Source organism: Rhodococcus opacus B4 (genome assembly GCF_000010805.1).
Lineage (GTDB): Bacteria > Actinomycetota > Actinomycetes > Mycobacteriales > Mycobacteriaceae > Rhodococcus_F > Rhodococcus_F opacus_C.
Genome location: NC_012522.1, coordinates 5,657,434 through 5,680,985 on the forward strand (window position 1 = coordinate 5,657,434; position 23,552 = coordinate 5,680,985).

At 68.5% G+C, this 23,552-nt stretch carries 23 protein-coding genes; 12 read left to right on the forward strand and 11 right to left on the reverse strand.

The genetic code is table 11. The features are described from left to right. Positions 1-172 precede the first annotated feature (172 nt). Together ROP_RS25755 and ROP_RS25760 are read left to right on the forward strand one after the other, a co-directional pair. Entirely contained in the window at positions 173-1,498 is a 1,326-nt protein-coding gene (locus ROP_RS25755) for an MFS transporter (RefSeq protein WP_015888941.1), read from the forward strand. Continuing rightward, entirely contained in the window at positions 1,495-3,267 is a 1,773-nt protein-coding gene (locus ROP_RS25760; RefSeq protein WP_043825319.1) for a CocE/NonD family hydrolase, read from the forward strand. Before ROP_RS25755 ends, ROP_RS25760 begins: the two co-directional genes overlap by 4 nt. A 32-nt stretch (positions 3,268-3,299) precedes the next feature. Here ROP_RS25760 and ROP_RS25765 read toward each other — a convergent pair whose 3' ends face one another. The 7 genes from ROP_RS25765 to ROP_RS25790 all read right to left on the reverse strand — a co-directional run bounded on the left by ROP_RS25765 (position 3,300) and on the right by ROP_RS25790 (position 9,228). Continuing rightward, a complete protein-coding gene (locus ROP_RS25765) occupies positions 3,300-3,878 on the reverse strand; it encodes a DJ-1/PfpI family protein (protein WP_015888943.1) in 579 nt (192 codons plus the stop codon). A gap of 29 nt (positions 3,879-3,907) precedes the next feature. Next, on the reverse strand, positions 3,908-5,446 hold the full coding sequence (couL, locus tag ROP_RS25770) for a p-hydroxycinnamoyl-CoA synthetase (protein ID WP_015888944.1): 1,539 nt from the start codon (positions 5,444-5,446) through the stop codon (positions 3,908-3,910). A gap of 42 nt (positions 5,447-5,488) precedes the next feature. Then, a complete protein-coding gene (couT, locus tag ROP_RS25775; protein ID WP_015888945.1) occupies positions 5,489-6,817 on the reverse strand; it encodes a p-hydroxycinnamate MFS transporter in 1,329 nt (442 codons plus the stop codon). Between the two features lie 181 nt (positions 6,818-6,998). Next, entirely contained in the window at positions 6,999-8,165 is a 1,167-nt protein-coding gene (couH, locus tag ROP_RS25780) for a dihydro-p-hydroxycinnamoy-CoA dehydrogenase (RefSeq protein WP_015888946.1), read from the reverse strand. 105 nt (positions 8,166-8,270) lie between these two features. Beyond that, the gene (locus tag ROP_RS43565; RefSeq protein WP_005263616.1) at positions 8,271-8,426 is read right to left on the reverse strand and encodes a DUF6131 family protein; all 156 of its coding nucleotides are present in this window, start codon (positions 8,424-8,426) and stop codon (positions 8,271-8,273) included. A gap of 31 nt (positions 8,427-8,457) precedes the next feature. Continuing rightward, positions 8,458-8,664, reverse strand: coding sequence for a hypothetical protein (locus tag ROP_RS25785; protein WP_015888947.1), 207 nt, complete (start codon positions 8,662-8,664; stop codon positions 8,458-8,460). Positions 8,665-8,721: 57 nt separating this feature from the next. After that, on the reverse strand, positions 8,722-9,228 hold the full coding sequence (locus tag ROP_RS25790; protein ID WP_015888948.1) for a hypothetical protein: 507 nt from the start codon (positions 9,226-9,228) through the stop codon (positions 8,722-8,724). 142 nt (positions 9,229-9,370) lie between these two features. Here ROP_RS25790 and ROP_RS25795 point away from each other — a divergent pair, with 142 nt between their 5' ends. Beyond that, positions 9,371-10,000, forward strand: a complete 630-nt coding sequence (locus ROP_RS25795) for an alpha/beta hydrolase family protein (protein WP_015888949.1) — start codon at positions 9,371-9,373, stop codon at positions 9,998-10,000. 41 nt (positions 10,001-10,041) lie between these two features. Next, positions 10,042-10,938: an alpha/beta fold hydrolase gene (locus ROP_RS25800; RefSeq protein ID WP_015888950.1), complete on the forward strand. Its 897-nt coding sequence runs from the start codon at positions 10,042-10,044 to the stop codon at positions 10,936-10,938. Between the two features lies 1 nt (position 10,939). Here the strand turns inward: ROP_RS25800 and ROP_RS25805 are convergent, their stop codons facing one another. Then, a complete protein-coding gene (locus tag ROP_RS25805; RefSeq protein ID WP_015888951.1) occupies positions 10,940-11,527 on the reverse strand; it encodes a phosphoribosylanthranilate isomerase in 588 nt (195 codons plus the stop codon). A 66-nt stretch (positions 11,528-11,593) separates the two neighbouring features. On the opposite strand from ROP_RS25805, the gene ROP_RS25810 reads away from it, so the two are divergent. The 4 genes from ROP_RS25810 to ROP_RS25825 all read left to right on the forward strand — a co-directional run bounded on the left by ROP_RS25810 (position 11,594) and on the right by ROP_RS25825 (position 15,378). Next, positions 11,594-12,898, forward strand: coding sequence for an alpha/beta hydrolase (locus tag ROP_RS25810; protein WP_015888952.1), 1,305 nt, complete (start codon positions 11,594-11,596; stop codon positions 12,896-12,898). Positions 12,899-12,925: 27 nt separating this feature from the next. Next, a complete protein-coding gene (locus ROP_RS25815; protein WP_015888953.1) occupies positions 12,926-13,639 on the forward strand; it encodes an ABC transporter substrate-binding protein in 714 nt (237 codons plus the stop codon). Positions 13,640-13,695: 56 nt separating this feature from the next. Further along, on the forward strand, positions 13,696-14,934 hold the full coding sequence (locus tag ROP_RS25820) for an acyl-CoA dehydrogenase family protein (protein ID WP_015888954.1): 1,239 nt from the start codon (positions 13,696-13,698) through the stop codon (positions 14,932-14,934). A 66-nt stretch (positions 14,935-15,000) separates the two neighbouring features. Next, a complete protein-coding gene (locus ROP_RS25825; RefSeq protein ID WP_015888955.1) occupies positions 15,001-15,378 on the forward strand; it encodes a VOC family protein in 378 nt (125 codons plus the stop codon). On the opposite strand, the gene ROP_RS25830 is transcribed toward ROP_RS25825, so the two are convergent. Then, the gene (locus ROP_RS25830; protein WP_015888956.1) at positions 15,353-16,186 is read right to left on the reverse strand and encodes an alpha/beta fold hydrolase; all 834 of its coding nucleotides are present in this window, start codon (positions 16,184-16,186) and stop codon (positions 15,353-15,355) included. The two genes, ROP_RS25825 and ROP_RS25830, sit on opposite strands and share 26 nt — an antisense overlap. A 65-nt stretch (positions 16,187-16,251) precedes the next feature. On the opposite strand from ROP_RS25830, the gene ROP_RS25835 reads away from it, so the two are divergent. Beyond that, positions 16,252-16,731 carry a nucleoside deaminase gene (locus ROP_RS25835; RefSeq protein WP_015888957.1) on the forward strand — a complete coding sequence of 160 codons (480 nt, stop codon included), beginning with the start codon at positions 16,252-16,254 and terminating at the stop codon, positions 16,729-16,731. Between the two features lie 38 nt (positions 16,732-16,769). Here ROP_RS25835 and ROP_RS25840 read toward each other — a convergent pair whose 3' ends face one another. Continuing rightward, complete coding sequence (locus ROP_RS25840; protein WP_015888958.1) at positions 16,770-18,368, reverse strand: ABC-F family ATP-binding cassette domain-containing protein; 1,599 nt, start codon at positions 18,366-18,368, stop codon at positions 16,770-16,772. Positions 18,369-18,509: 141 nt separating this feature from the next. Then, positions 18,510-19,076: a hypothetical protein gene (locus ROP_RS25845; protein ID WP_015888959.1), complete on the reverse strand. Its 567-nt coding sequence runs from the start codon at positions 19,074-19,076 to the stop codon at positions 18,510-18,512. 94 nt (positions 19,077-19,170) lie between these two features. On the opposite strand from ROP_RS25845, the gene ROP_RS25850 reads away from it, so the two are divergent. The 3 genes from ROP_RS25850 to ROP_RS25860 all read left to right on the forward strand — a co-directional run bounded on the left by ROP_RS25850 (position 19,171) and on the right by ROP_RS25860 (position 23,548). Beyond that, complete coding sequence (locus ROP_RS25850) at positions 19,171-20,979, forward strand: penicillin-binding transpeptidase domain-containing protein (protein ID WP_015888960.1); 1,809 nt, start codon at positions 19,171-19,173, stop codon at positions 20,977-20,979. Positions 20,980-21,075: 96 nt separating this feature from the next. Beyond that, positions 21,076-22,755, forward strand: a complete 1,680-nt coding sequence (locus ROP_RS25855; protein WP_080512523.1) for an NTF2-like N-terminal transpeptidase domain-containing protein — start codon at positions 21,076-21,078, stop codon at positions 22,753-22,755. 55 nt (positions 22,756-22,810) lie between these two features. After that, on the forward strand, positions 22,811-23,548 hold the full coding sequence (locus tag ROP_RS25860; protein ID WP_015888962.1) for a sulfite exporter TauE/SafE family protein: 738 nt from the start codon (positions 22,811-22,813) through the stop codon (positions 23,546-23,548). Positions 23,549-23,552: the final 4 nt, after the last annotated feature.

Sequence of the window (23,552 nt, forward strand, 5' to 3'; positions counted from 1 at the left end):
GATCGGTTATCAATCACCGTCGATACTGCTCTTGGACGGTGATCGGTTTCTTTGGCAGAGTCTCCCTCGGCGGCAACGGATGTGACCGAGGCAACTTTCGATCCCCGGTGTCGCACCCACCTCGAGGCCTCTCCGAACTCCCGGAAGCCCTTCACCTTCAGGTAGGAACCACATGACTTCCACATTCGACGGCCGCGCCGTACGCGCCGATGCCGCAGTCCGGTCGCCCCACGCGCGGCGGGCCGCCCTGGCCTCCTTCGTGGGCAGCACACTCGAGTACTACGACTTCTTCATCTACGCGTCCTTCTCCGCCCTCGCGTTCAACACCCTGTTCTTCCCGGATCTCGGGTCGTTCTGGGGGACCGTCGTGTCGATGGCGACCATCGGGATCGGGTACGTCGTGCGGCCTCTCGCGGCCCTCGTCTTCGGGCACTTCGGGGACACGCTGGGACGGAAGCGGATGCTGGTGGTGACGCTCGTGATGATGGGCGTGGCGACGTCGCTCATCGGCTGCCTGCCCACCTACGGGGCGATCGGGGTCGCGGCGCCGATCCTGCTGGTACTGCTCCGGGCCGTCCAGGGTGCGTCCGCGGCGGGCGAGTCGGCGGGAGCGGCGTCCCTCGCGCTCGAACACGCGCCCGCCCACCGCCGGGCGCTCGCGGCGAGTTGGGTCAACACCGGTGCCGCCGCCGGCATGCTGCTGGCGTCGCTGGTGGTCCTCGTGTTCTCCGGGCTGCCCGAGGACGCCTTCCTCGCCTGGGGATGGCGAATCCCGTTCCTGCTCAGCATCTTCGTCGCCCTCGCCGGGCTCGTGATCCGCCGGATGCTGCCCGAGAGCGAGGTGTTCGAGGAGGCCGTGTCCACCGACGGGCCGAAGGAGATGCCGGCGAAGGTGATCTTCCGCGACCACTGGCCGAGCGTGCTGCGGGTCGTGGGGTGCGGACTGTTCGCGGTGGTGTCCACCATCGTCACCGCGTTCGCCCTGTCGTGGGGCACCCACGAGGCCGGCGTGTCCCGGACCGTCATGGTGGGCGCCACCGTGCTCACCGCCGCGCTCGCACTCGCCGCCCAGCCCGCCGCCGGCATCCTCGCCGACCGGATCGGGCGCAAGCCGATCTTCATCACCGGCAATCTCGTCTGCGCCGTCTCCATCTCCGGCTTCTTCTGGGCGATCAGCCAGCGGTCGACGGCCCTGATCCTCGTCACGGCGTGCATCGTGATGGTGGTCGGCTACTCGCTCGTCAACGCCGTCGGACCCGCGCTGTACGCCGAGATGTTCGAGACCCGCATCCGGTACTCGGGCATGGCGATCTCCGGGCAGCTGGCCTTGGTGGCCACCGGATTCGCGCCCACCATCGCCGCGACCCTCGTCCGGCCCGGACCGAACGGCTGGATACCGGTGGCCGCGTTCACCGCCGGCTGTTGCCTGGTCAGCGCCCTCACCACGCTCACGGTCCGCGAAACCTACCGGACCAGCACCACCGACCTCGGCAAATGACCGCTCTCCCGTCGAAAGTGAATAATCCTGTGACACACGATGTACTGATCGAGAACGACGTCGAGGCGACGATGCGGGACGGCGTCGTCCTCCGCTCGACCATCTACCGCCCCAATGCAGGCGGCCGCTTCCCGGTGCTGCTCACCCGCACCCCGTACGGCCGCGACCTGGCCGTCAACTCCGGCTACCTCAACCCCACCACGGTCGCGGCCGGCGGATTCGTGGTGATCATGCAGGACGTCCGCGGCAGGTTCGGCTCCGAGGGCGAGTTCGTGCCGTCCGAGAACGAAGGTCCGGACGGCTACGACACCGTGCAATGGGCCGCCGAACTCCCGTACTCGACCGGATCCGTCGGCATGTGGGGGCGCTCGTACTTCGCCGAAACCCAGTGGCGCGCAGCCCAGGAGAAGCCGCCGGCCCTCCGCGGCATCGCTCCGGGAATCTCGGCCGGCGGCAATGCTCGCTCCGGTGGACTGGTGCGCGGCGGCGCGGTGGAATTCGGTGCGCGGCTCGGGTGGGGACACTTCTCGGCCGGGCCGGCGGAGATCGCGAAACTGTCCCGCACCGACCCCGCACGCGCAGAAGCCGACTGGGAGTCGTGGGCACGGATCGACCGGGCGATGTCCGAGAACACCTACTTCGACACCCTGCCCCTGCGCGACCTGGCGGCCGACGCCCCCGCGTTCTTCGCGTCGCCGATCGTCGAATCGCTCGGCTTCCCGATCGATCACCCCACCCGCGACCTGTGGGACTGCGCGAGCGACCGGGCCGTCGACCTCCCCTCCCTGCATATCGGCGGGTGGTACGACATCTTCGTCAACAGCACCCTCGACCAGTACTTCGGCCAACTGGCGCACAGTGATTCCGGCGCCGCCCCCGCGCCGTACCTGATCGTGGGCCCGTGGAGCCACACCAACTTCTCCGGGCTCGGCGGGTCGGTGGTGTTCGGCAGTCCCGCCAACCAGGCGGTGCTGGACTGCGGTCAGGACCTGTCTTCCGTTCACGCGCAGTGGTACGCATCGGTGCTCGGCGACGAGGAACCCGACCTGCCCCGGGTCCGGATCTTCGTGATGGGGGAGAACCGGTGGCGGACGTACGACCGATTCCCGGAACCTGTGCGGACGGCCGAACTCTTCCTGGCGCCCGGCGGCATCCTCGTCGCGGAGGCAGAACAGACGGAGGGGTGCGTCGACTACGACTACGACCCGGCGGATCCGGTGCCGACGGTCGGTGGGGCGACGATGATGCCGGGAACGTTCGCGCCCGGCGCGCTGGACCAGAGCAGGATCGAATCCCGCGACGACGTCCTCGTGTTCACCGGCGCGGTTCTCACCGAACCGGTGACGGTGATCGGCCGGGTGTCCGCGACCCTCTTCGCGTCGTCGAGCGCCGTCGACACCGACTTCGTCGTCAGGCTGTGCCGGGTCACGGCGGACGGCACGTCGGTCACCCTCACCGACGGCATGGTGCGGGCCCGCTACCGCGACTCCTACCGGACCCCCGGGACGTACACGTCCGCCGAACCGAGCCTGCTCGAGCCCGGCGAGGTGTACGAGTACGCGATCGACCTGTGGTCCACCGCCGTCACCTTCCTGCCGGGGGAGCGCATCCGCGTCCACGTGACGTCCAGCAGCCATCCCCGCTGGGACCGCAACCTCAACACCGGCGAATCCGCCTTCGACTCCGCGGAATTCGTGGTAGCACACCAGCGCGTGCACACCGGGGCGCGGTACCCCAGCCGGGTGTCGCTTGCGCTGCCGCACCCGTGAGTACTTGTTAACCGCGGGGCGTTAACAAGTACTCACAGGGGGTCGTACTGGATGTAGCGACGCACCTCGCGCGCCCGCTCCGCTCCGGCGAAGCGGGCGACGAGGTGTAGTGCCATGTCGATGCCCGCGGACACGCCGGCCGACGTGATCACGTCACCGTCGTCGACGAACCGGTCGTCCGGACGCACGTCGATGCTGGGATCGATCTCCGCCAGCAACTCCAGTGACGCCCAATGCGTCGTAGCCGGCCTGCTCGTCAGCAGGCCGGCTTTCGCGTAGACCAGGGCACCCGTGCAGACGCTCGTCATCACCGGGACCTCTGCGCGCTGCCGGCGCACCCAGTCGAGGTGCGCGTCGTCGCGGAGTTGTGGCCGGGTGCCCTGACCGCCGGGATGGATCAGCACCTCCATCGGCGGCGCATCGGCATAGGAATGATGAGCGCCCAGGACGAGTCCCTTGGCGCACTGCACACTCCCGCCCGCCGCGGACAGGCAGGACACGGCGTATCCGTCGTCCGGGTACATGCGTGTCCACGCGGACAGCACCTCCCACGGTCCGACGGCGTCCAATTCCTCGACGCCGTCGAACAACACGATCCCGATGTGCCTCATTCCAGAATGCTACCGCTCGTGAGTACTTGTTAACCGCCGGACGTTAACAAGTACTCACGGGCGCGGGAGCGCAGATCGGGTTTGCGGATCTTGCCGGTCGCGGTGCGGGGGAGGCCCTCCGCGATCTGGATGAACGTCGGAATCTTGAACCCCGCGAGCTTCTCTCGCAGCCGGGCGCGCACCGTGTCCTCGTCGAGGTCCGTGCCGTCGGCGGCGACGACGAACGCCATGCCGGTCTCGCCCCACTTCTCGTGCGGGACGCCGATCACCGCAGCCTCCCGGATGCCGTTCAGCTTCAGCAGTGCTGCCTCCACCTCGGCGGGGTAGACGTTCTCGCCGCCCGAGATGTACATGTCCTTGTAGCGGTCGCAGATGAAGAGGAAACCCTCGTCGTCGAAGTAGCCGGCGTCGCCGGTGTGCAGCCAGCCGTCCACGATGGCGCGGTCGGTGGCCTCGGGCTGATTCAGGTAGCCGAGCATCACGTTCGGTCCCTGCGCGACGATCTCTCCGATCTCGTTCGGTTCGGCGCTCGACCCGTCGGGGCGGACGACGTCGACGTCGGTGAAGAACGTCCGCTTGCCTGCCGATCCGACCTTCGCGCGGACGTCGTCCCCCGACAGCATGGTCACCGACGGCGCGGTTTCCGTCAGACCGTAGGCCTGCGCGATCGCGACGCCGCGCTCCTGCCACGGCGAGATCAGCGCTTCGGGGAGGGGAGCCCCGGCGACGCAGATCGCCCGCAGGCTGGACAGGTCGGTGTCCGCGAACCGGGGGTGGTGCCAGAGTTCCTGGATCATCGTGGGGACCGCGAAGAACGTGGTGATGCGTTCCTTCTCGATCGTGTCGAGGACGGCGCCGGCATCGAACTTGCGCAGCAGCACGACGGTGCCCCCGCACAGCAGCGTCGGTGTGACGGCTCCGCCGATACCGCCGATGTGGAACAGCGGCGCCACCGACAGCGTGCGTTCCTTGGACGTCATGTCCTGGGCGAGAAGCTGATTCATCGCGTTCCACAGCATGTTTCCGTGGCTGAGCATGACGCCCTTCGGTGCGCCGGTGGTGCCCGACGAGTACATGAGCACCGACAGGTCGTCGAGACCCACCCGCTCGTCGATACGGGTGTCGGGCTGGCCGGCGCGCACACCCTCGTAGGTGTGTGCCGACCAGGAGTCGCTCAGCCCGATCCAGGTGGTGACCGGGGACTCCGACAGCGCGAGTTCCTGTGCGACGTCGGACTGCTGGTCGCCGAAGACGACTGTGGTGCAGCGTGAATCGCCGAGCACGTAGCGCGCTTCCTCGGCGGTGAGGCGGGCGTTGAGCGGGAGATAGGTGGCGCCGAGGAGCCCGGCTGCGAACATCACCTCGAGCGCCGCGGGATCGTTGAATCCGAAGAAGCCTACGCAGTCACCCTTCTCGACGCCGAGGGCGCGCAGGCCGTGGGCGAGCCGGCGGGTCCTCAGGGCCATCTCCTCGTACGTGACGGCCTGTCCGTCGAAGACGAGCGCCTCGTTCTTCGGCGTCATGGTGATGCGGCGCTCGAGCCACGAGCCGATGCCTTCGTTGTCCATGGTGACTCCTCGTTCTCTTCGAAACTACTCTCGGGGCTCGTGTCAGGCCGGCGGGGCGTCGGCGCTCAGGTCGTTGTCCTTGGTTTCCTTCGTCGCGGCGAGGAAGACGGCACTGACCACGCACAGTGCGATGATGAACAGTCCCACCGGGACGATCGACTTGCCGGACGACGCGAACAGCGACGCGAGGATGACGGGGGTGAACCCTGCGCCGACGAGGGTGGCCAGCTGGTATCCGAGCGAGGCCCCGGTGTAGCGCGCGCGGGTGCCGAACTGCTCGGAGATGAAGGCGGCCATCGGCCCGTAGGTGGCCGAGTGGCAGATGGTGTACCCGACGAAAGCGAGCGCGATGAACAGGAACTGTCCCGTGCCCAGCAACAGGAACAGCGGGTAGACGCTGAGAATCATCGCCGCGAGTCCCGCGAGCATGACCGGCCGACGGCCGATCCGGTCGGACAGTCGCGCCGATCCGAGGACCAGGAAGATCGCGCAGAACTGGCAGAAGGAGAACGCCAGCAGCGCGTCGGACCGCTGGGCGCCGCTCGACACGGCGTAGGTGATGGCGAACGTGGTGAACGCGGTCTGCATGCCGAAGCTCGCGATGCAGCTCATCGACGCCACGACGACCGCGCGGGGCCGTTTCAGGATGGTGACGATGGGCGGGGAGGTCTCTTTCTTCGCGGACTCCTTCAGCGCCGCCGTGAACAGCGGACTCTCCGACACCTTGGACCGGACGAACAGACCGAGGGCCAGCATGATCGCCGAGATCAGGAACGGGATGCGCCAGCCCCACGTCAGGAACTGCTCGTCGGGAAGCAGTGACACGGCGGCCAGGGCGAGGGTGCCGAGCAGGGCGCCCGTCGGCGCACCCGCGTTGGTGAACGCCGCGGCGAAGCCGCGCTTGCCGGGTTCGGCGTGTTCGAGCGACATCAGCGCTGCGCCACCCCATTCGCCGCCGACTGCGAGACCCTGGCAGACGCGGAGGAGGACGAGGAGCACCGCCGCCCAGGACCCGATCATCTCGGGCGGGGGGATGAGCCCGATCGCGAACGACGCGATGCCCATGACGGTCATGGAGATCAGCAGCATCGCCTTGCGGCCGACGGTGTCGCCGAAGTGGCCGAACACGATTCCGCCGAGCGGGCGTGCGACGTAGCCGGCGGCGAACGTTCCCATCGACGCGATGGTCGCGGCGAGCGGGTCCAGGTCGGCGAAGAACACGGGTCCGAAGACGAGGGACGCGGCGGTGGCGTAGAGCAGGAAGTCGTAGAACTCGATGGTGCTGCCCAGGTAGCTCGACAGGATCACCCTGCGAACTTCCTTCTTGCGTCGGGCGGCCGACATGGTGCCGGCGGTGGCGGTGACCGTCATCGATACTCCTTGGCCGAGCGTGGGACAACAGAGCGGAGCGCGTGTGTAGCGCGGATCACAATTAAACATTAATCATTGAAGATGTCAATGGAAGAAATCGACAACGCTTCGGGTGTCGTGGTCGCGGACGGCCGCCGGGACCGCGATGCGTGTGAATCACCATGGTCGGCAACCGGACCCGTCAGGACCGCGTGAGCCTGCGCCCGATGATCTCCTTCATGATCTCGGTGGTGCCGGCGTAGATCGGCCCGCCGCGGCAGTCGAGATAGTCCTGCGCGACGTCGTACTCGCGCATGTATCCGTAGCCGCCGTGCAGCTGGACCGCCCGCTGCACGACCCGCTGCTGCAGCTCGGTGATCCACCATTTGGCCATCGCCGCGGTGACCTCGTCGAGCGTGCCGTGCGCGGCGTCGAGGATGCAGCGGTCGGTGAAGCACTGCGCGATCTCGATCTCGGTGGCGAGTTCCGCGAGATAGAAACGGTTGGCCTGGAAGTCGGCCACCCGCCGGCCGAATGCCGTGCGGTCGCAGATGTACGTCAGGGCCTGGTCGAACGTGCGTCGCATCGACGCCATGGACGTCACCGCCACGCTGAGTCGCTCCTGGGGCAGGTTGTGGCGCAGGTAGCCGAAGCCGGCGTTCGGTTCGCCGAGGACGTTCCCGCGGGGGACGCGAACGTCGTCGAACACGAGCTCGGCGGTGTCCTGTGCGCTCAGTCCGACCTTGGGCAGCGGACCGTTGCGCGTGAATCCGTCCATTCCGGCTTCGACCACCAGCAGGCTTACGCCCTTCTTGCCCGCGGCCGGATCCGTCTTGGCCGCGACGATCACGAAGTCGGCGAGCATGCCGTTGCTGATGAAGATCTTGGTGCCGTTCAGGACCAGGTCGTCGCCGTCGACGACGGCGGTCGTGGAAATCGCGCCCAGGTCGCTTCCCGCGCCAGGCTCGGTCATGGCGATCGCGCCGATCTTCTCGCCGGTGCACAGGGGTGTCAGGAATCGGTGCTTCTGCTCCTCGTTCGCCAGCGAGGCGAGGTAGGGCGTGACGAGGTCGTTGATGCCGGCCAGCCCCATCACCACGGCGGGCGCGCCGACGCGGCAGAGTTCTTCGATCACGATGGCGTTGAATCGGAAGTCGTCGGTTCCGCCGCCGGCGAATCGCTCCTCGACGTTGATCCCGAGGAGCCCGAGTTTGCCGGCCTGGCGATAGACGTCCCGGTCGACCTGCCCCGCATCGGCCCACTCGCGAAGGTGCGGGGCGACATCACGTTCGGCGAAGCGGCGCACGGTGTCCCGGAACGCGTCGTGATCGGCGTCGAAGATGGTCCGTTCCAGTGCGACCGATGACATGCAAGGTTCCTTTCGTCGGCAGGCGTGCGTCGCACGCCTGCGTACCCGAAAGGAAGCTATCTATCAATCATTGATAAAGTCAATGATTAAGGATGTTCGGCGACGTCAATACCAGTACTTCCGCCCGCCGACCGCGCGGCCCGTCGTGCCCAGCAGCAGCAGCACGAGGCCGATGACGAGAAGGATGATTCCGATCGTCGTGAGGATCGAGATCCCCGCGACGAGGCCGATGACGAGCAGGATGATTCCGAGAACGATCACGGTCTTCCCTCTTTCGGTTGACGGTCTGGAACTACTGACTCGGTTGCGGCACTTCGCAATCGATCTTGGGGTTCACGCCCGCGTAGTTGAGTGGGCCGGCGATGACCGTGACGGCGATCGTTCCGGCGCTGGCGCAATCGGCCTGCGCGTCCTTGAAATAGCCGCGCTGCCACACGGCGATGGCGCCGATGATCAGCCAGATGATCACGATCAGCGACAGGAGCCGTCCGATCCGCATTTCCGACCTCCCGTGTGGGCACCGGCACCGGGCCGGTGTAACTGTCGTACTCGAACGCTACGTCGACGACGTATCGGTCGGCTTCGCGTGTGCTCCATGGGTATTCGTGGAGCTGGTGCCGTCGGGCCGGGCATTGGCGGGCCCGACGTCGGTGGTGCGGGCGTCCGCGGCCCGGGCATCGGTGGTGCGGGCGTCGTTCGAGGCGGCACCCGTCGTCTTGACCTCGGGATCGAGCTCGTCCGCCCTCTTCCATTCCTGCTTCAGGTCGTCGCGAGACGTGGTCGCCGTGTTCTGGTGGGTCTGCGCATCGACCTGCAGTCGCTTGGCCTCGGCGGCCTTCGCCTCTGCCTCTGCCTGGGCCTTCCGTGCATTGGCCGCAGTCTCCTCCGCCAGTGCTTCACGCTTCTCGACGACGGACGTCTGCTCCTGCGCCCTCGCGCGGATGCTGTCGGCCTCCTGGTGGCGGCGCGCGTTGCGCTTGCGCGATGCCGCGATGAGCAGCGCGGCCACGGCGAGCACGACGACGATCGCGACGATGATCCAGATGATGGTCATGGTGTCCATTGGCTACTCCCAGCAGTCGTGTTTGTAAGGTACCCAGCCCGCAAACCCGGCAAACAGACCGTGAGCCAATCGCAATCAACGGGCCTTTCGCGCCGGCAGCCGGTGTACTGGAACGGCCCGGCATTCCACTACCGTGAACCGCATGAGCGAGTTGCTGGAACGCGACGGCATGCGAGGGCATCTCCACCGCCCCGAAGGAGACGTGTCGGCCGGGCTGGTCCTGACCCACGGAGCGGGAAGTGACTGCGACACAAAGCTGTTGCGCGCCGTGACGGAGGGGTTCGTGCAGCACGGGGTGGTGGTCCTGCGGTTCGACCTCCCGTTCCGGCTGCGCCGCGCGTCCGGTCCGCCGCACCCGTCGAAGGCGGCGGAGGACCGGGAGGGCATCGCGGCCGCGGTGGCCGTGATGCGGGAGGTGGTGCCGGCACCGGTATGGGCGGGCGGGCACTCGTACGGCGGGCGTCAGGCGTCCATGCTCGCCTCGGAGCGTCCGGGTCTCGTCGACGCGCTGCTCCTGCTGTCGTACCCGCTGCATCCGCCGGCCAAGCCGGAGAAGCTCCGCACCGAGCACCTGCCCGGACTCCGCACCCCGGCCGTGGTGGTGCACGGTTCCAAGGACCCGTTCGCGACCACCGGGGAAATGCGGTCGGCCCTCGAACTGATCCCCGCACCGACGACGCTCGTCGAACTCGAGGGCGCCCGGCACGATCTGGCCCCGGACAGATTCCCGGTGGCCGAACGCGCGGTCGCGGCCATGCTGGACCTTCGGTAGGGCGGCCGGGAGCGTCTGCGCGTGGTCGGTATGTTCGGTGAATGAGCAACGTGCAGACGGACGCGCCCCACTGGTTCACCGCGGCGATGGCGTCCCCGGTCGACATCGGCCGCGTGGACGTCGCCGGCGCTGAGGTCCACTACCGTGCGTGGGGTCCGACGGGGACGCCCGGACTCGTGCTCGTGCACGGCGGCGCCGCCCACTGCCGGTGGTGGGACCACGTGGCGCCCATGCTGGCCACGGGCCGCCGCGTCGTCGCACTCGACCTCACCGGGCACGGTGACAGCGACCGTCGCGCCGAATACGGACTGGAGCAGTGGGCGGAAGAAGCCCTCGCCGTCGCCAAGCCGGCGGGCATCTCGGGCGCGCCGGTGCTGGTCGGGCACAGCATGGGCGGCATGGTGTCCTACGTGGCCGCGCAACTGTTCGGCGAGGACCTGGCCGGTGTCCAGCTGATCGATTCGCCGGTCCTCGCCCGCACCCCGGAGGAGGAAGAAGCACGCAGGCAGCGGGCGTTCGGGCCGAAGAAGGTCTACCCGTCGCGGGACGCGGCGCTGGAGCGGTTCCGGTTCGTCCCGCCGCAGGACACCGCGGTGCCCGCCGTGCTGCGGCACGTCGCGGAGACCTCGATGGAGGAGGTGGCGGGCGGGTGGTCGTGGAAGTTCGATTCCTCGTTCTTCTCCCGCGAGGGCAGCGGCCATCTGGGCTCGTCCGACCCGCGCTGCCGCCTCGCCTACTTCCGCGCCGAGAACGGCATCGTCACCGACGCCATGATGGACGACATGCGCCGCCGGTTCGGGCCCACCGCCCTGGTGGTCGAGATCCCCGACGCCGGACACCACGTGATGATCGATCAGCCGCTCGCGCTGGTCGTGGGCATCCGGACCGTTCTCGCGTCGTGGGACTCCGACGACTCCGTCGCGGGGATGCCGGGCTGACTCAGGCTCCGGAGCGGACCGCGGCGACGAACTGCTCGATCAGCGCCGCATCCTTCACACCCCGCGAGGATTCGACCCCACTGGACACGTCGACACCCCACGCGCCGGTCGCGTCGACGGCCGTCCGCACGTTGCCCGGGTGAAGTCCGCCGGCGAGGATCCATTCGCCGTCGGGCGGGCTCTGGTTCGCCCAGTCCCAGGGCACGCCTGCGCCGGCGGTCGCTCCGTCGACGAGAACCCGGTCCGCGCCGAAATCACCCGACGTGTCACCGGCGACCATCGCACGGATCACCCGTAGGCCCGCCTCCCGCAACCGGGTGACGTCGGCGGCGGACGTCAGGTCGTGCACCTGGACGGTCCCGAGACCGGCCGCGGCGGCGACGTCGATCACCTCCGCCACCGAACTGCCCTTGAACACACCCACCGCGACCGTCGGAGCGGTGACGCGGCGGGTCAGCGCTGCGGCGTCCTCGGGGGAGATCCGGCGGACGCTGTCGGCGAAGACGAAACCCACGGCGTCGACGCCGAGGCGCACCGCCAGATCGACGGAGGCCTCGTCGCGCAGGCCGCAGACCTTGATGAATGTCACCCGGCAATTTTAACGGTCGCTCCGACTCGCCGACGCGGCGCGGGTTCGCGCTCTAGGCTTCGTGAGGTGGACTGGCTCAGCGACCTCAGTGTGATCACCGGGCCCCTGCCCTGGATCCTCACGGTGATCGGCGCGCTCGGCGGCGTGTGGCTGCTCGCCGCCCGCGCACCGTGGTACCGCCGGAAGGCGATTCCGATCTGCCTGGCCGTGTCGGTGGTCGTCACCGTCGTCCTGTATGTGATGGTCGAGAAGGTCCTCCGGCCGTTCCCCGACCCCATCGAGATCTCCATCTACGTGTGGATCGGTCTGGGGCTCTTCGCGATCGTCCTGCTCGTGCCGCGGATCCGCGCCGGCCGGACGGTGAAGGCCGCCGTCGTGTCGGTGCTCGCGGTCGTCGCCGTCCTGCTCGCGTCGGCGACCCAGATCAACCTGGTGTTCGACGCCTACCCCACGGTGGGCACGGCGTTCGGCGCGGAACCGTTCGACCGGGTCCAGATGAACGACCTCGGCAGCGCCACCGGGAACGTGGTGACGGGAACGCCACTCGACGCGTCGTGGACGGCCCCGCCCGGGATGCCCGCCGAGGGGCGGGTTCTGACGGCGCCCGTCCCCGGGACGGCGTCGGGGTTCGCCGCCCGCGACGCCGAGATCTACCTTCCGCCCGCCTACTTCGCCAACCCTCGCCCGCTGCTGCCCGTCCTCGTGATGCTGGCCGGTCAGCCCGGCGCGCCGGAGGACTGGTTCGCCGGCGGGAAGCTGGCCACCACGATGAACGAGTTCGCCGCGAAACACAACGGGCTCGCCCCGATCGTGGTGGTGGCGGACGGCACCGGTTCGCAGATCGCGAACCCCCTGTGCGTCGACTCGAAGCTGGGCAACGTGGCCACGTATCTGGCGAAGGACGTTCCGTCCTGGGTGAAGTCGAACCTGCAGGTGAACCCGGATCCCGAGGCGTGGGCCATCGGCGGCCTGTCGTACGGCGGCACCTGCTCGCTGCAGATGGCCACCAACTATCCCGACGTGTACCCGACGTTCCTCGACATCTCGGGTCAGGAGGCACCCACCCTCGGCGACCACCAGCGCACGCTCGACGACGGCTTCGGCGGTGACGAGGCGGCGTTCAAGCGGGTCAATCCGCTGGATCTGATGGCGTCGAAGAAGTACCCGGACACGGCGGGGGTCTTCGTGATCGGCAGTGACGACGACGCCTACAAGCCGGGTGCGCAGAAGGTCTATCAGGCCGCGAAGGACGCCGGGATGGACGTGCAGTACGTGGAAGTGCCGGGCGGGCACAGCTTCGCCGTGTGGTCCGCCGGGCTGGAGAAGGAATTGCCCTGGCTGGCACAGCGGTTGGGGCTGATCGGTTCGTAGGCGCTCGCTGCGGCGGAGAGGGGCGGCATGACGGCGGAAACGCGCGTACTGCGGGTGGGTTCGGCTCTGCCCGACCCGCCGTTCGAGTTCCGGGACGGTGGGGAGCCTGCGGGTTTCGACGTCGAGTTCACGCGGGCCGTCGCGCGGGAACTCGGCCTCGCATGGTCGCTCGTGCCGTACCGGGGCACCGATTTCAACGGCATCTTCGATGCGCTGGCGGACGGCGAATTCGACTGCATCGCCTCGGGAACCACCGTGACGCCGGAGCGGCGGGCGCGCGCCGATTTCTGTGCTCCGTACCTCGTGTCGGGTCAGTCCCTCGCCGTCGACACGGCCCGGCACCCGGGCGTGCGCGGGGTCGACGACCTGCGCGGCCTGACCGTCGGTGTCCAGCACGGCAACACCAGTCAGCCGATCGTGGATCGACTGGTCGCGCAGGGCCGCGCGGGCGCGATCCGCGTGTACGCCTACGACCGGATCGGGCAGGCCCTCGACGACCTGTCGTCGGGCGGGTGCGACGCCGTCATGAAACTCGCGCCGGTCCTCACCTGGCTGGTCCGGGACCGCCCGCACGTCGAGGTGGTCGAACGGGGCATCTCCCGTGAGGAGATCGCCGTCGCCGTCCGCACCGGTGATCAGGGGCTGCGTGACCGCATCGAGTCGGCGCAGCGCACCCTTGCCGCGGACGGCACCCTCGACCGGCTGAGGTCGAAGTGGATCGGCACACCTGTCCAAGAATAGGAACGTGTTCTATATTTGCGGCAACCCTTTGTCTCTCGGCGACTGGAGTGCCCGGCATGTATGAGTGGTCAGACACCGACCTGATGTTCCGCGACGCGATCCGCGGCTTCATCGACAAGGAGATTCGACCGCACGTCGACAAGCTGGAGACCGGCGAACTGCCTCCGTTCGACATCATCCGCAAGCTCTTCGCCACCTTCGGCCTGGACGAGATGGCCCGGGACGCGCTGGAGAAGTCCCTGGACCGCGAGCGAAGCGGCGACGCTGCGGCCGGCGCGAAGGAGGAGAAATCCGGCGGCCTCGGCGGCGCGGGCAGCATGGGCGTCATCATGAACGCCGAACTGGCAGGCGTCAGCCTCGGGCTCGTCGCGTCGCTCGGGGTGAGTCTCGGACTTGCGGCGGGCACCATCCGCAGTCGCGGGACGCTGGCGCAGAAGGAGCGCTGGCTGCCCGGTCTGGTCACGTTCGAGAAGGTCGGAGCGTGGGCGATCACCGAACCCGACTCCGGCTCGGACGCGTTCGGCGGCATGAAGTCCTACGTGCGCCGCGACGGCGACGACTACATCCTCAACGGGCAGAAGACGTTCATCACCAACGGTCCCTACGCCGACGTCCTCGTCGTCTACGCGAAACTCGACGAGGGAGACTCGTCCGTCGATCGCCGCGACCGGAAGGTGCTCGCGTTCGTCCTCGACGCAGGCATGGAGGGGCTCACCCAGGGTGCGCCGTTCAAGAAGATGGGCATGAACTCCTCGCCCACCGGGGAGCTGTTCTTCGACAACGTGCGCGTCACCCGCGACCGTCTGCTCGGTGAGACGGAGGACGGCGGCAAGTCGGACGGCAAGGCCAGCGCGAAGGAGAACTTCGCGGCCGAACGGATCGGTATCGCGTCGCTGTCGCTCGGCATCATCAACGAGTGTCACCGGCTCTGCGTCGACTACGCCAGGTCCCGCAAGCTGTGGGGCAAGGAGATCGCCCAGTTCCAGCTCGTCCAGCTCAAGCTCGCCGAGATGGAGATCGCGCGCATCAACGTGCAGAACATGGTCTTCAACGCGATCGAGCGCACCGCGGCGGGGGATCGGGTGAGCCTCGCGGAGGCGTCGGCGATGAAGCTCTACTCCTCGCGGGCCGCCACCGAGGTGGCGATGGAGGCGGTGCAACTGTTCGGCGGCAACGGCTACATGGCCGAGTACCGGGTCGAGCAGCTCGCGCGCGACGCGAAGTCGCTCATGATCTATGCCGGCAGCAACGAGATCCAGGTGACGCACATCGCGAAGGGCCTACTGGCGATGTGAGGCCCGCCCGGGAACAAATGTCGTACGGCGTACGTTAGTGGGGTGTCGTCAACGAAAGGACACACCGTGAAGGTCACCGCGAGCGCACTGTCGCTGAACGTCGCAGACCCCGTCGCGTCGGCCGAGTTCGCCAAATCCCACCTGGGTTTCGTCGAGGAAATGGCCGCCGAGGGCTTCGTGTCACTGAAGCGTGCGGACGTCGGCTTCAACCTGGTCTTCCTGAAGACCGGATTGGAGACGTTCAAACCCGCGCAGATCGCCGGTGCCGCCGGCCAGGGGTTGCTGATCGCCCTCGTCGTCGACGGCATCGACGGCGAATACGAGCGACTGCAGGCGGAGGGCGTCCCGATCGTCACGCCCATCGAAACCGAGCCGTGGGGCGAACGCTACTTCCAGATGAGCGACCCGAACGGGGTGATCATCCAGCTGGTCGAGTGGATGTAGCGCCCCGCACCGACGCGAGAAACGGTTCGACGGCCGCGAGCACCTCGGTGCTCGCGGCCACGGCCGTCGAATGGTCGAACCCGGGCAGGATCGTCAGCGACGCACCGGGAATCAGCGCGGCCACCCGCCGGGTGTCGCCGATCCTCTCGGCGTCGTCCGAGCCGACGAACAGCAGGGTGGGGACGGCGATCCGGCGCAGGACGTCGTCGTCGACTCCCGGCTCCACACCGGAACGACGCATGTACGCGGCGAGCGCCTTCGCGTCGTTCGCCATGAACGCCGCCCGCGTCCCGGCGTCGATCGGCCACGCGCGCCGGGCATTCCACTGCGCCAGGAACGCGTCCATGCCGTCCCGTTCGAGAACGTCGATGCAGCCGGGGAAGAACAGCCGGTCGAACGCGCCGGCCTGCGGGAGGCTGCTGCCGCCGCCGACGATCAGGCTTTCCAGGCGTTCGGGCGCGCCGACCGCCAACGCCAGCGCGACCCGGCCGCCGAGCGAATACCCCAGCACGTGTGCGCTGGGAACCTCCAGGTGGTCGAGGACCGCCAGGACGTCGCCGCTCAGCAGGTCCATCGCGTACGCGTCCTCGTCGTGCGGCTTGTCGCTGCGCCCGTGGCCCCGCAGATCGACCAGGATCAGCCGGTACCGATCACGCAGCGCGGCGACGTAACCGAACCCGCGCCAGATCGCGTGGGAGAGGGCCGTGCCGTGAACGAGGACGAGAGGCTCCCCGTCGCCGACGGTCCGGTACGCGATCCGGACGCCGTCGACGGGATTGGTAGCGTGCTGCACCCGCCCAGTCTGCATCACGCGCTTCGCGGCCGACTCCCGGAGTGCGCCCGGACGCACGGGTGCGGAGCGATACTGGTGGCATGTCGATTCCCCCGAACTCCTCGCGGCCGGCGCTCGACCCCCAGGAACTGCTGGCCGTGGCGATCGCCGAGGCGGAACTCGGCAGACGCGAGGGCGGAATCCCGATCGGGGCCGCGCTGTTCGCCGGCGACGGAACCCTGCTGGGCCGCGGCCGCAACCGGCGGGTTCAGCACGGCGACCCCTCCGTGCACGGTGAGACGGACGCGTTCCGCGCCGCCGGGCGCCAGCGTGACTACCGCTCGACGATCATGGTGACCACCCTGTCGCCGTGCTGGTACTGCAGCGGGCTGGTCCGGCAGTTCAACATCGGCGCGATCGTCGTGGGGGAGAGCGTCACGTTCACCGGCGGTCACGACTGGCTTCGCGACAACGGCGTCGACGTGACCGTCCTGCGCGATCAGCACTGCATCGACCTGATGACCGAATTCATCCAGGCCCGGCCCGAACTCTGGAACGAGGACATCGGGGTCGCCGAGTAGGCGCCTCCGGCGCTCGTGCGCCTTTCCGGTAGCTGGGACTACCCGAAAGGCGCACAAGGCCGGAGGCCCTCGTCGGTCAGTTCCAGCCACCGGGTGACGCCGATGTCGTGAAGGAACTGCCGGTCGTGGCTGACCACGATCAAGGCGCCGCGGTAGCTGCGGAGCGCCTGCGTGAGGTGCGCGAGGCTCGGCAGGTCGAGGTTGTTCGTCGGCTCGTCCATCAGCAGCAGTCGCGGGGCGGGCTCGGCCAGCAGGATGGTCGCGAGGGCGGCCCGCAACCGTTCCCCGCCCGACAGTGCCGACGCGAGAACATCGGAATCGTTGCCCCGGAACAGGAACCGGGCGAGCTGGGCGCGGATCTGTTCCTGCGACGCGTGCGGCGCCGCCGCAGCCACGTTCTCGGCGACCGTCAGTGACTCGTCGAACACGTCGAGTCGCTGCGGCAGGGCCTTGAACGGTACCCGCGGTCCCGCCGCCACGACGGCGTCGAGCAGGGTCGTCTTCCCGACGCCGTTGCGTCCGACGAGGGCGATCCGCTCGGGACCGACCACGTCCAGCGACACCTGCTGTCCGCTGCGCAGGCTCAGGTCCCGGACGGAGACCACCTCCTGACCCGAGTACACCTCCGTGGCGGGCAGATCGATGCGCACCTCACGGTCGTCCCGCAGGGCACTCTCGGCTTCCGTCAACGATTCCCGTGCCTCGTCGACCTTCGCGATGTGATTGTTCCGCAGCTTTCCCGCGGACTCCTGCGCCTGCCGCTTCCGCAGTCCCATCACGATCTTCGGTTCGCGCTTGTTCTCGAACATCTTCTGCCCGTACCGCTTACGACGGTCGATCTTGATCCGGGCCTCGACGAGTTCGCGCTTCTGCTTCTGCACGTCGCTGCGGGCGTCGCGCACCGCGGCTCGCGCGGTCTCCTGCTCCGCCTCGACGATCTCCTGGTACGCACTGAAGTTCCCGCCGAACATGCGGATCTCGCCGCCGCGCAGTTCCGCGATGGACGTCATGAGGTCGAGCAGGGCGCGGTCGTGGCTGACCACCAGCAGCGTGCCCGGAAACTGTTGCACCACCTCGTAGAGCTTGCTGCGGGACGCGCCGTCGAGGTTGTTGGTGGGCTCGTCGAGGAGTAACACTTCCGGTTCCGTCAACAGTTGAGCGGTGAGGCCGAGCAGTACGGTCTCACCACCCGACAGGGTGCCGACGGTGCGGTCGAGGTCGGACGTGCTGCCGAGCACCCGCTCGAGACCGAGCCGGTGCAGCGTCGAGACCGCTCGCTCCTCGATGTCCCAGCGGCCGGTCGCGGCATCGAAATCCTCTGGCGTGCCGTCGCCGGACTCGATGCGGTGCAACGCCGCCCGAAGATCGTCGATGCCGAGGATCCGGTCGATCGTCAGCGTGGGGTCGAGCGTGATGTCCTGCGGCAGGTACGCGACCTCGCCCTGCGCCGTCACCGACCCGCGGTCGGGGCGCAGGCGCCCGGCGATCAGCCGGAGCAGCGTGGATTTTCCGGAACCGTTGAGACCGACCAGGCCGGTGCGTCCGGGGCCGAAGACGGCGTCGAGGCCGTCGAAGACGGGTTCGCCGTCGGGCCAGGTGAACGTGAGGTCGGACAGGGACAGATATGACTGGGCCATGGGGTACTCCCGAGGTGTGTGCGGATGAAGACTCGCGTAACTACCTCGTCAGGAGCAATGGACCGTTCCCCTCTGTCTCACGCGCCCGGTGCGCATCGGTGACGTTCACGATAGGACGCCGCCGATGCCCGCGCAATCGAATTAGATCTGGGGACCGTCGGCCCTGAGTTCGTCCACCTTCGCCATGGCCTCGCGCAGTTCCGCCAGCCATTGTTCGCTGTGCTGGCCCGCCAGGCGCACCGTCCACATCAGCGCGTCCGACCGCGACCGCGCCACGCCGGCGTCGACGAGCGTGTCGAGAACCTTCCGTTCGGGTTGGCGGAGCCGGGTCATGACCGGAACCGCGAGGTGGGTGAACAGCGTCTTGTGGTCGTCGAGGCTGACGCCCCACGCGACCTTGCGCCCGTAGCGCCGCTCGGCCTCGTCCGCGATCCGCATCCGATCGCCCCGGGTCGTTTCGCGGAACCGCGAGATGCGCCCGTCGATCGCGGCCTCGGAACCGGACTCGGCGGACTCGACGGGCGGCAACTCGCCGACCACCACGATCTCCTCCCGGTCGACCTCGACGGTCGCGGGGCCGGTGAACCAGTCGTCCGGAAGTCGGCCGGCGAACCACTCGGCCGCGTCGCTCGCGTCGGGGACATCCGCCTGCTGCCATCCACCGGGGCGGCCGAAGCGACGGGGGCCCGGACCTTGTGCGTTTCTCATGGCGTCCTCCTGGGAGCCGGGTGCCGCCATCACCGTGATGCAGCACTGATTACATGATTACACCGATTATTCGAAGCGCGCCACCACGTCAGGCATGATCGAGTCCGTGCGCACCTCAACCGTTCGTCACAGCCCCATCCGTCCCACCCCCACCCGGAAGGCCACCGCCGGAATCGCTGTCCTCGCGACGGTGCTCTCCGCCTGCGGACTCTTCGGGCCGGACCAACCCGACACCGTGTCGCAACAGTTCGCCGACGCCCTGAACAGCGACGACGTGCAGGCTGCCGCCGCACTCACCACCGACCCGGCCGCCGCCACCGCCGCGATCACCGCCATGTACGACGGGCTCGGAAACCAGGACGGCACGTACACCCGCACCGACGTGCAGGAGTCGGGCGAAAACGGCGGAACGTTCACGATGGACGTGTCGTGGCCGTTCGCCCCGGGGCAGGAATGGAAGTACAGCACCACCGGCAACGCCACCAAGGAAGGCGACGACTGGAAGATCGTCTGGGACCCGGCCGTGCTCGCACCCGGACTCACCGACGACACCACCGTCCGCTACACCACCACGACGGGCACCCCGCCGAAGGTCCTCGCCGCGGGTGGCGCCCCGATCCTCGAGCAACAGGTCGTCACGCTCGTCAACCTCGACCAGGGCGCCGACACCGCGGCGGTCGCGTCGTTGCTGTCGCCCGTCGCGCCGACCATCACCGCGGCCTCGCTCCAGCAGGATCTGGCCGGCGCCCAGGGCAAGCCGGTCACGGCCATCTCGTTGCGCGCCGAGGACCTGGCACCGATCGAACCGCAGTTGCGGCAACTGGCCGGCGTCACGCTCGCCCCGCAGACCAGGCTGCTCAGCACGGACAAGGCGCTGGCCTCGCCCACCCTGGCGGGGCTCGGCGACCTGTGGCAGCAGGGGCAGGACGCGTCCGCGGGCTGGGCGGTGCAACTGGTCGGGCAGGACGGCTCGGCGAAGAGCGTCGCCGGGGAACAGGGTCCCGATGCCCCCGACATCGCGACGACCCTCGACCTCCCGATGCAGATGGCCGCAGAGCGGGCGCTCGCCGACGTGCCGCAGCAGGCCGCGATCGTCGCCCTGCGACCCTCCACGGGTGAGGTGCTCGCGGTCGCGCAGAACGCCCCGGCCGACGCGCTCGGCCCGATCGCGCTCACCGGCCTGTACCCGCCGGGGTCGACGTTCAAGACGGTGACGACGTCCGCCGCGCTGCAGGCCGGTGCCGCCACCCCGGACACCGTCCTGCCCTGCCCCGGCACCGAGAACATCGAGGGCAGGCAGATCCCCAACGACGACAACTTCGACCTCGGCGCGGTCCCGCTGCACACCGCGTTCGCCCGTTCCTGCAACACCACCATGGGACGGCTCGCGGTCGGGCTGCCGCCCGACGCCCTGCAGAAGGCCGCGCTGCAGTTCGGGCTCGGCGTCGACTACGTCACGCCCGGACTGACCACCGTCACCGGCAACGTGCCGATCGCCGACAGTCCCGCCGCCCGGGTCGAGTCCGCGATCGGGCAGGGGCAGGTCACCGCGTCGCCGTTCGGCATGGCTATGGTGGCCGCATCGATCGCGGACGGTTCCACGCCGGCGCCGATGATCGTGCAGGGACAACGCGGGACCGCCGACAAGGCGGCGCCCGCCGTCCCCGCGAACGTCACCGCCGACATCCGGACGATGATGCGTGAAACTGTGACGGGAGGTACCGCGACTGCGCTGCAGGACATTCCGGGGCTGCTCGGTAAAACGGGCACGGCCGAGTCCGGAAGTGGTCCCGCTCACGGCTGGTTCGTCGGAATCAAGGACGACCTAGCATTTGCGGTCTTTGTTGCAACAGGTGACAGTTCGGCCCCTGCGGTGCAGGCTGCGGGGCGTTTTCTTCGCTAAACCCGTTCACGCGTTGCTGTTCGGGGATAAGTTGTGGCTCAACCGTAACTCCTTCGTAGGCAAATGGTGCTTGTTACGCATGTGACTGAAAGCAAGATGGTGGACATGGGGAATGGACGATCGCTTGGCCGCCGTAACCGATATGTGATCGCCCTGACGTCGGCAGTCGTTCTGGCCGTGATTCTGGCGTCGTGCGTGCTGTCGAAAGAGGAGGCGACCGCGGAATCGGTCGTCGACGATTTCGTCAACGCGCTCAACGAGGGCGACGCCGCTGCCGCTGCAGCGCAGACCTCCTATCCCAACGCCGCCGAGACGGCGATACAGCAGATGTTCGACGGCCTCCACCCCGAGGACGCCGAGTTCGACGTCACCCAGTTCATGGATCTCGGCTCGGATTCCGGCTTCTTCACCGTCGGTGCCGCTTGGCACTTCGGTGAGGGCAAGGATTGGACCTACCAGGTTCAGGGCGGCGTGCGGAACCTGTCCGTCGGCTGGCGCATCTCCTGGGATCCGTCAATCCTCGCGCCCGACCTCGGCAACGGCCGCGTCGTCCGCTACGACCGGACGGACGCCGCACCGCCGCGAGTCTTCGACGCACTCGGCGGGCTGCTCATGAACGAGCAGACCATCAACTCGGTCACCCTCGATCCCGCGACGATGCCCGATCCGGTGGCGACCACCCGGCGTCTCGCGGAGGTCCTCGAGCCGGTGGCTCCCCTCGTGACGGCCGACTCGATGATGGCCGAGATGGCCGAGAAGCCCGGCCAGCAGGTCACCGCCGTGCTGCTGCGCGACCAGGACTGGCAATTCCTCGAGGAGGACCTCGCGATCCCCGGCGTAATCACCATCAAGACGCCGAAACTCATCACGTCGGATCGGCGCATCACGACGCCGCTGCTGGATCCGCTGCGCAAGGTGTGGCAGGCCAACCGGGACGCGACGGCCGGCTGGGCCGTCCACCTCGTCGACCCCGACGGCACGCTCATCCCGCAGGCGGGTTTCCAGGGCCCGCCCGGACCGGACATCGTCGCGACGATGGACTCCCACCTGCAGCTGGCGGCCGAGGAGGCCGTGGTCAGCGTCGGAACTCCCGCGGCGATCGTCGCGATCCAGCCGTCCTCCGGCGCCGTCCTGGCCGCCGCGCAGAACAACCAGGCGATGGAGCAGGGGCCGATCGCGTTCCAGGGTCTCTACAACGCCGGATCGAACCTCGACCTGGTGAAGAAGGCCGCCGGACTGCAGAAGGGCGTCGACCCGTCCTCGCTGTCGATCGAGGACATCGAGAAGGCGGGCAATCAGCTCGGGCTCGGCATGAACTACAAGATCCCGGGCCTCGACCATCAGACCGCCGTCTTCACCGCCGACCAGTCGGGCATGAACCAGGTGATGAACCGTAAGGACAGCGACCTGCCCGCCGTCACGCCGTTCGGGATGGCCATGCTGGCCGCGTCGATCGCACGGGGCAGCGCGCCGGCACCGATGATCGTCCAGGGACAGCCGGGCACCACCGACGTGGCCGCTCAGCCGCTTCCGGCGAACGTCAACGACCAGTTGCGGGGCATGATGCGCGACAACGTGGTGCGGGGCGGTGCGTCGTTCCTCAACGGCTACCCGGACCTCATGGGCATGAACGGCGCGAGCGGCGACGACCGCTGGTTCTACGGCTCACGCGGCGACCTGGCCTTCGCGGTCTTCGTCGCCGACGCCGACGGTGGCGACCGCGCGATCAAGATGACCGACATGCTCTTCCGTGAGATGGCGAAGCCGGCGAACTGAGGGCGCGGACCCGTCGTTCTGAGGGAGTAAGTGAGCAAGGGTAAGTTTCTACCTTGTGTCCCTGCTTGATATCGGTCTTCTCGTCGTAGCGGGGTTCTTCGCAGGACTGGTCGGATTCGTCACCGGCCTGGCGTCCATCGTGTCGTATCCCGCGCTCCTCGCGGTCGGTCTGCCGCCCGTGACCGCCAATGTGACCAATACGGTCGCGATGGTGGCGGTCGGCGTCGGCGCGCTGTCCAACTCGACGCGGGAGGTCGCCGACACCGGTGCCAAGCTGTGGCGGTGGGCGCTGTACTCCGCGGCGGGCGGCCTGGTCGGCGCGGGAATCCTGCTGCTGGCGCCCGCGGGGTCGTTCGAGGCGATCGTCCCGTTCATGGTTGCGTTCGCCGCGCTGGCGCTGCTGCTGCAACCACGCCTGCGTGCGCTGGCGGGCGGGCGGGACATGCCCCGCACCTACTCGGTGTCGCTGTTCGTCGTCGCCATCTACGGCGGGTATTTCGGTGCCGGCGCCGGCGTGATCTTCCTGGCGATCGCCCTGATCCTCACGTCGGAGAAGATCTGGCGCGCCACGATCCTGAAGAGCTTCCTCCTCGGCGTCGCGAACCTGGTCGCCGCGATCGGGTTCGCGGCCTTCGGCCCCGTCCACTGGGGCGCCGCCGCCGCGATGGCGATCGGCGCCCTGGCCGGTGGATGGTGCGGCCCGCCCGTCGTCAGGCGGATACCGCCGTCCATCCTGCGCGTCGTCATCGCGATGGCGGGATTCGGCTTGGCCGTGTGGTTGTGGGTGCGCTGAGACC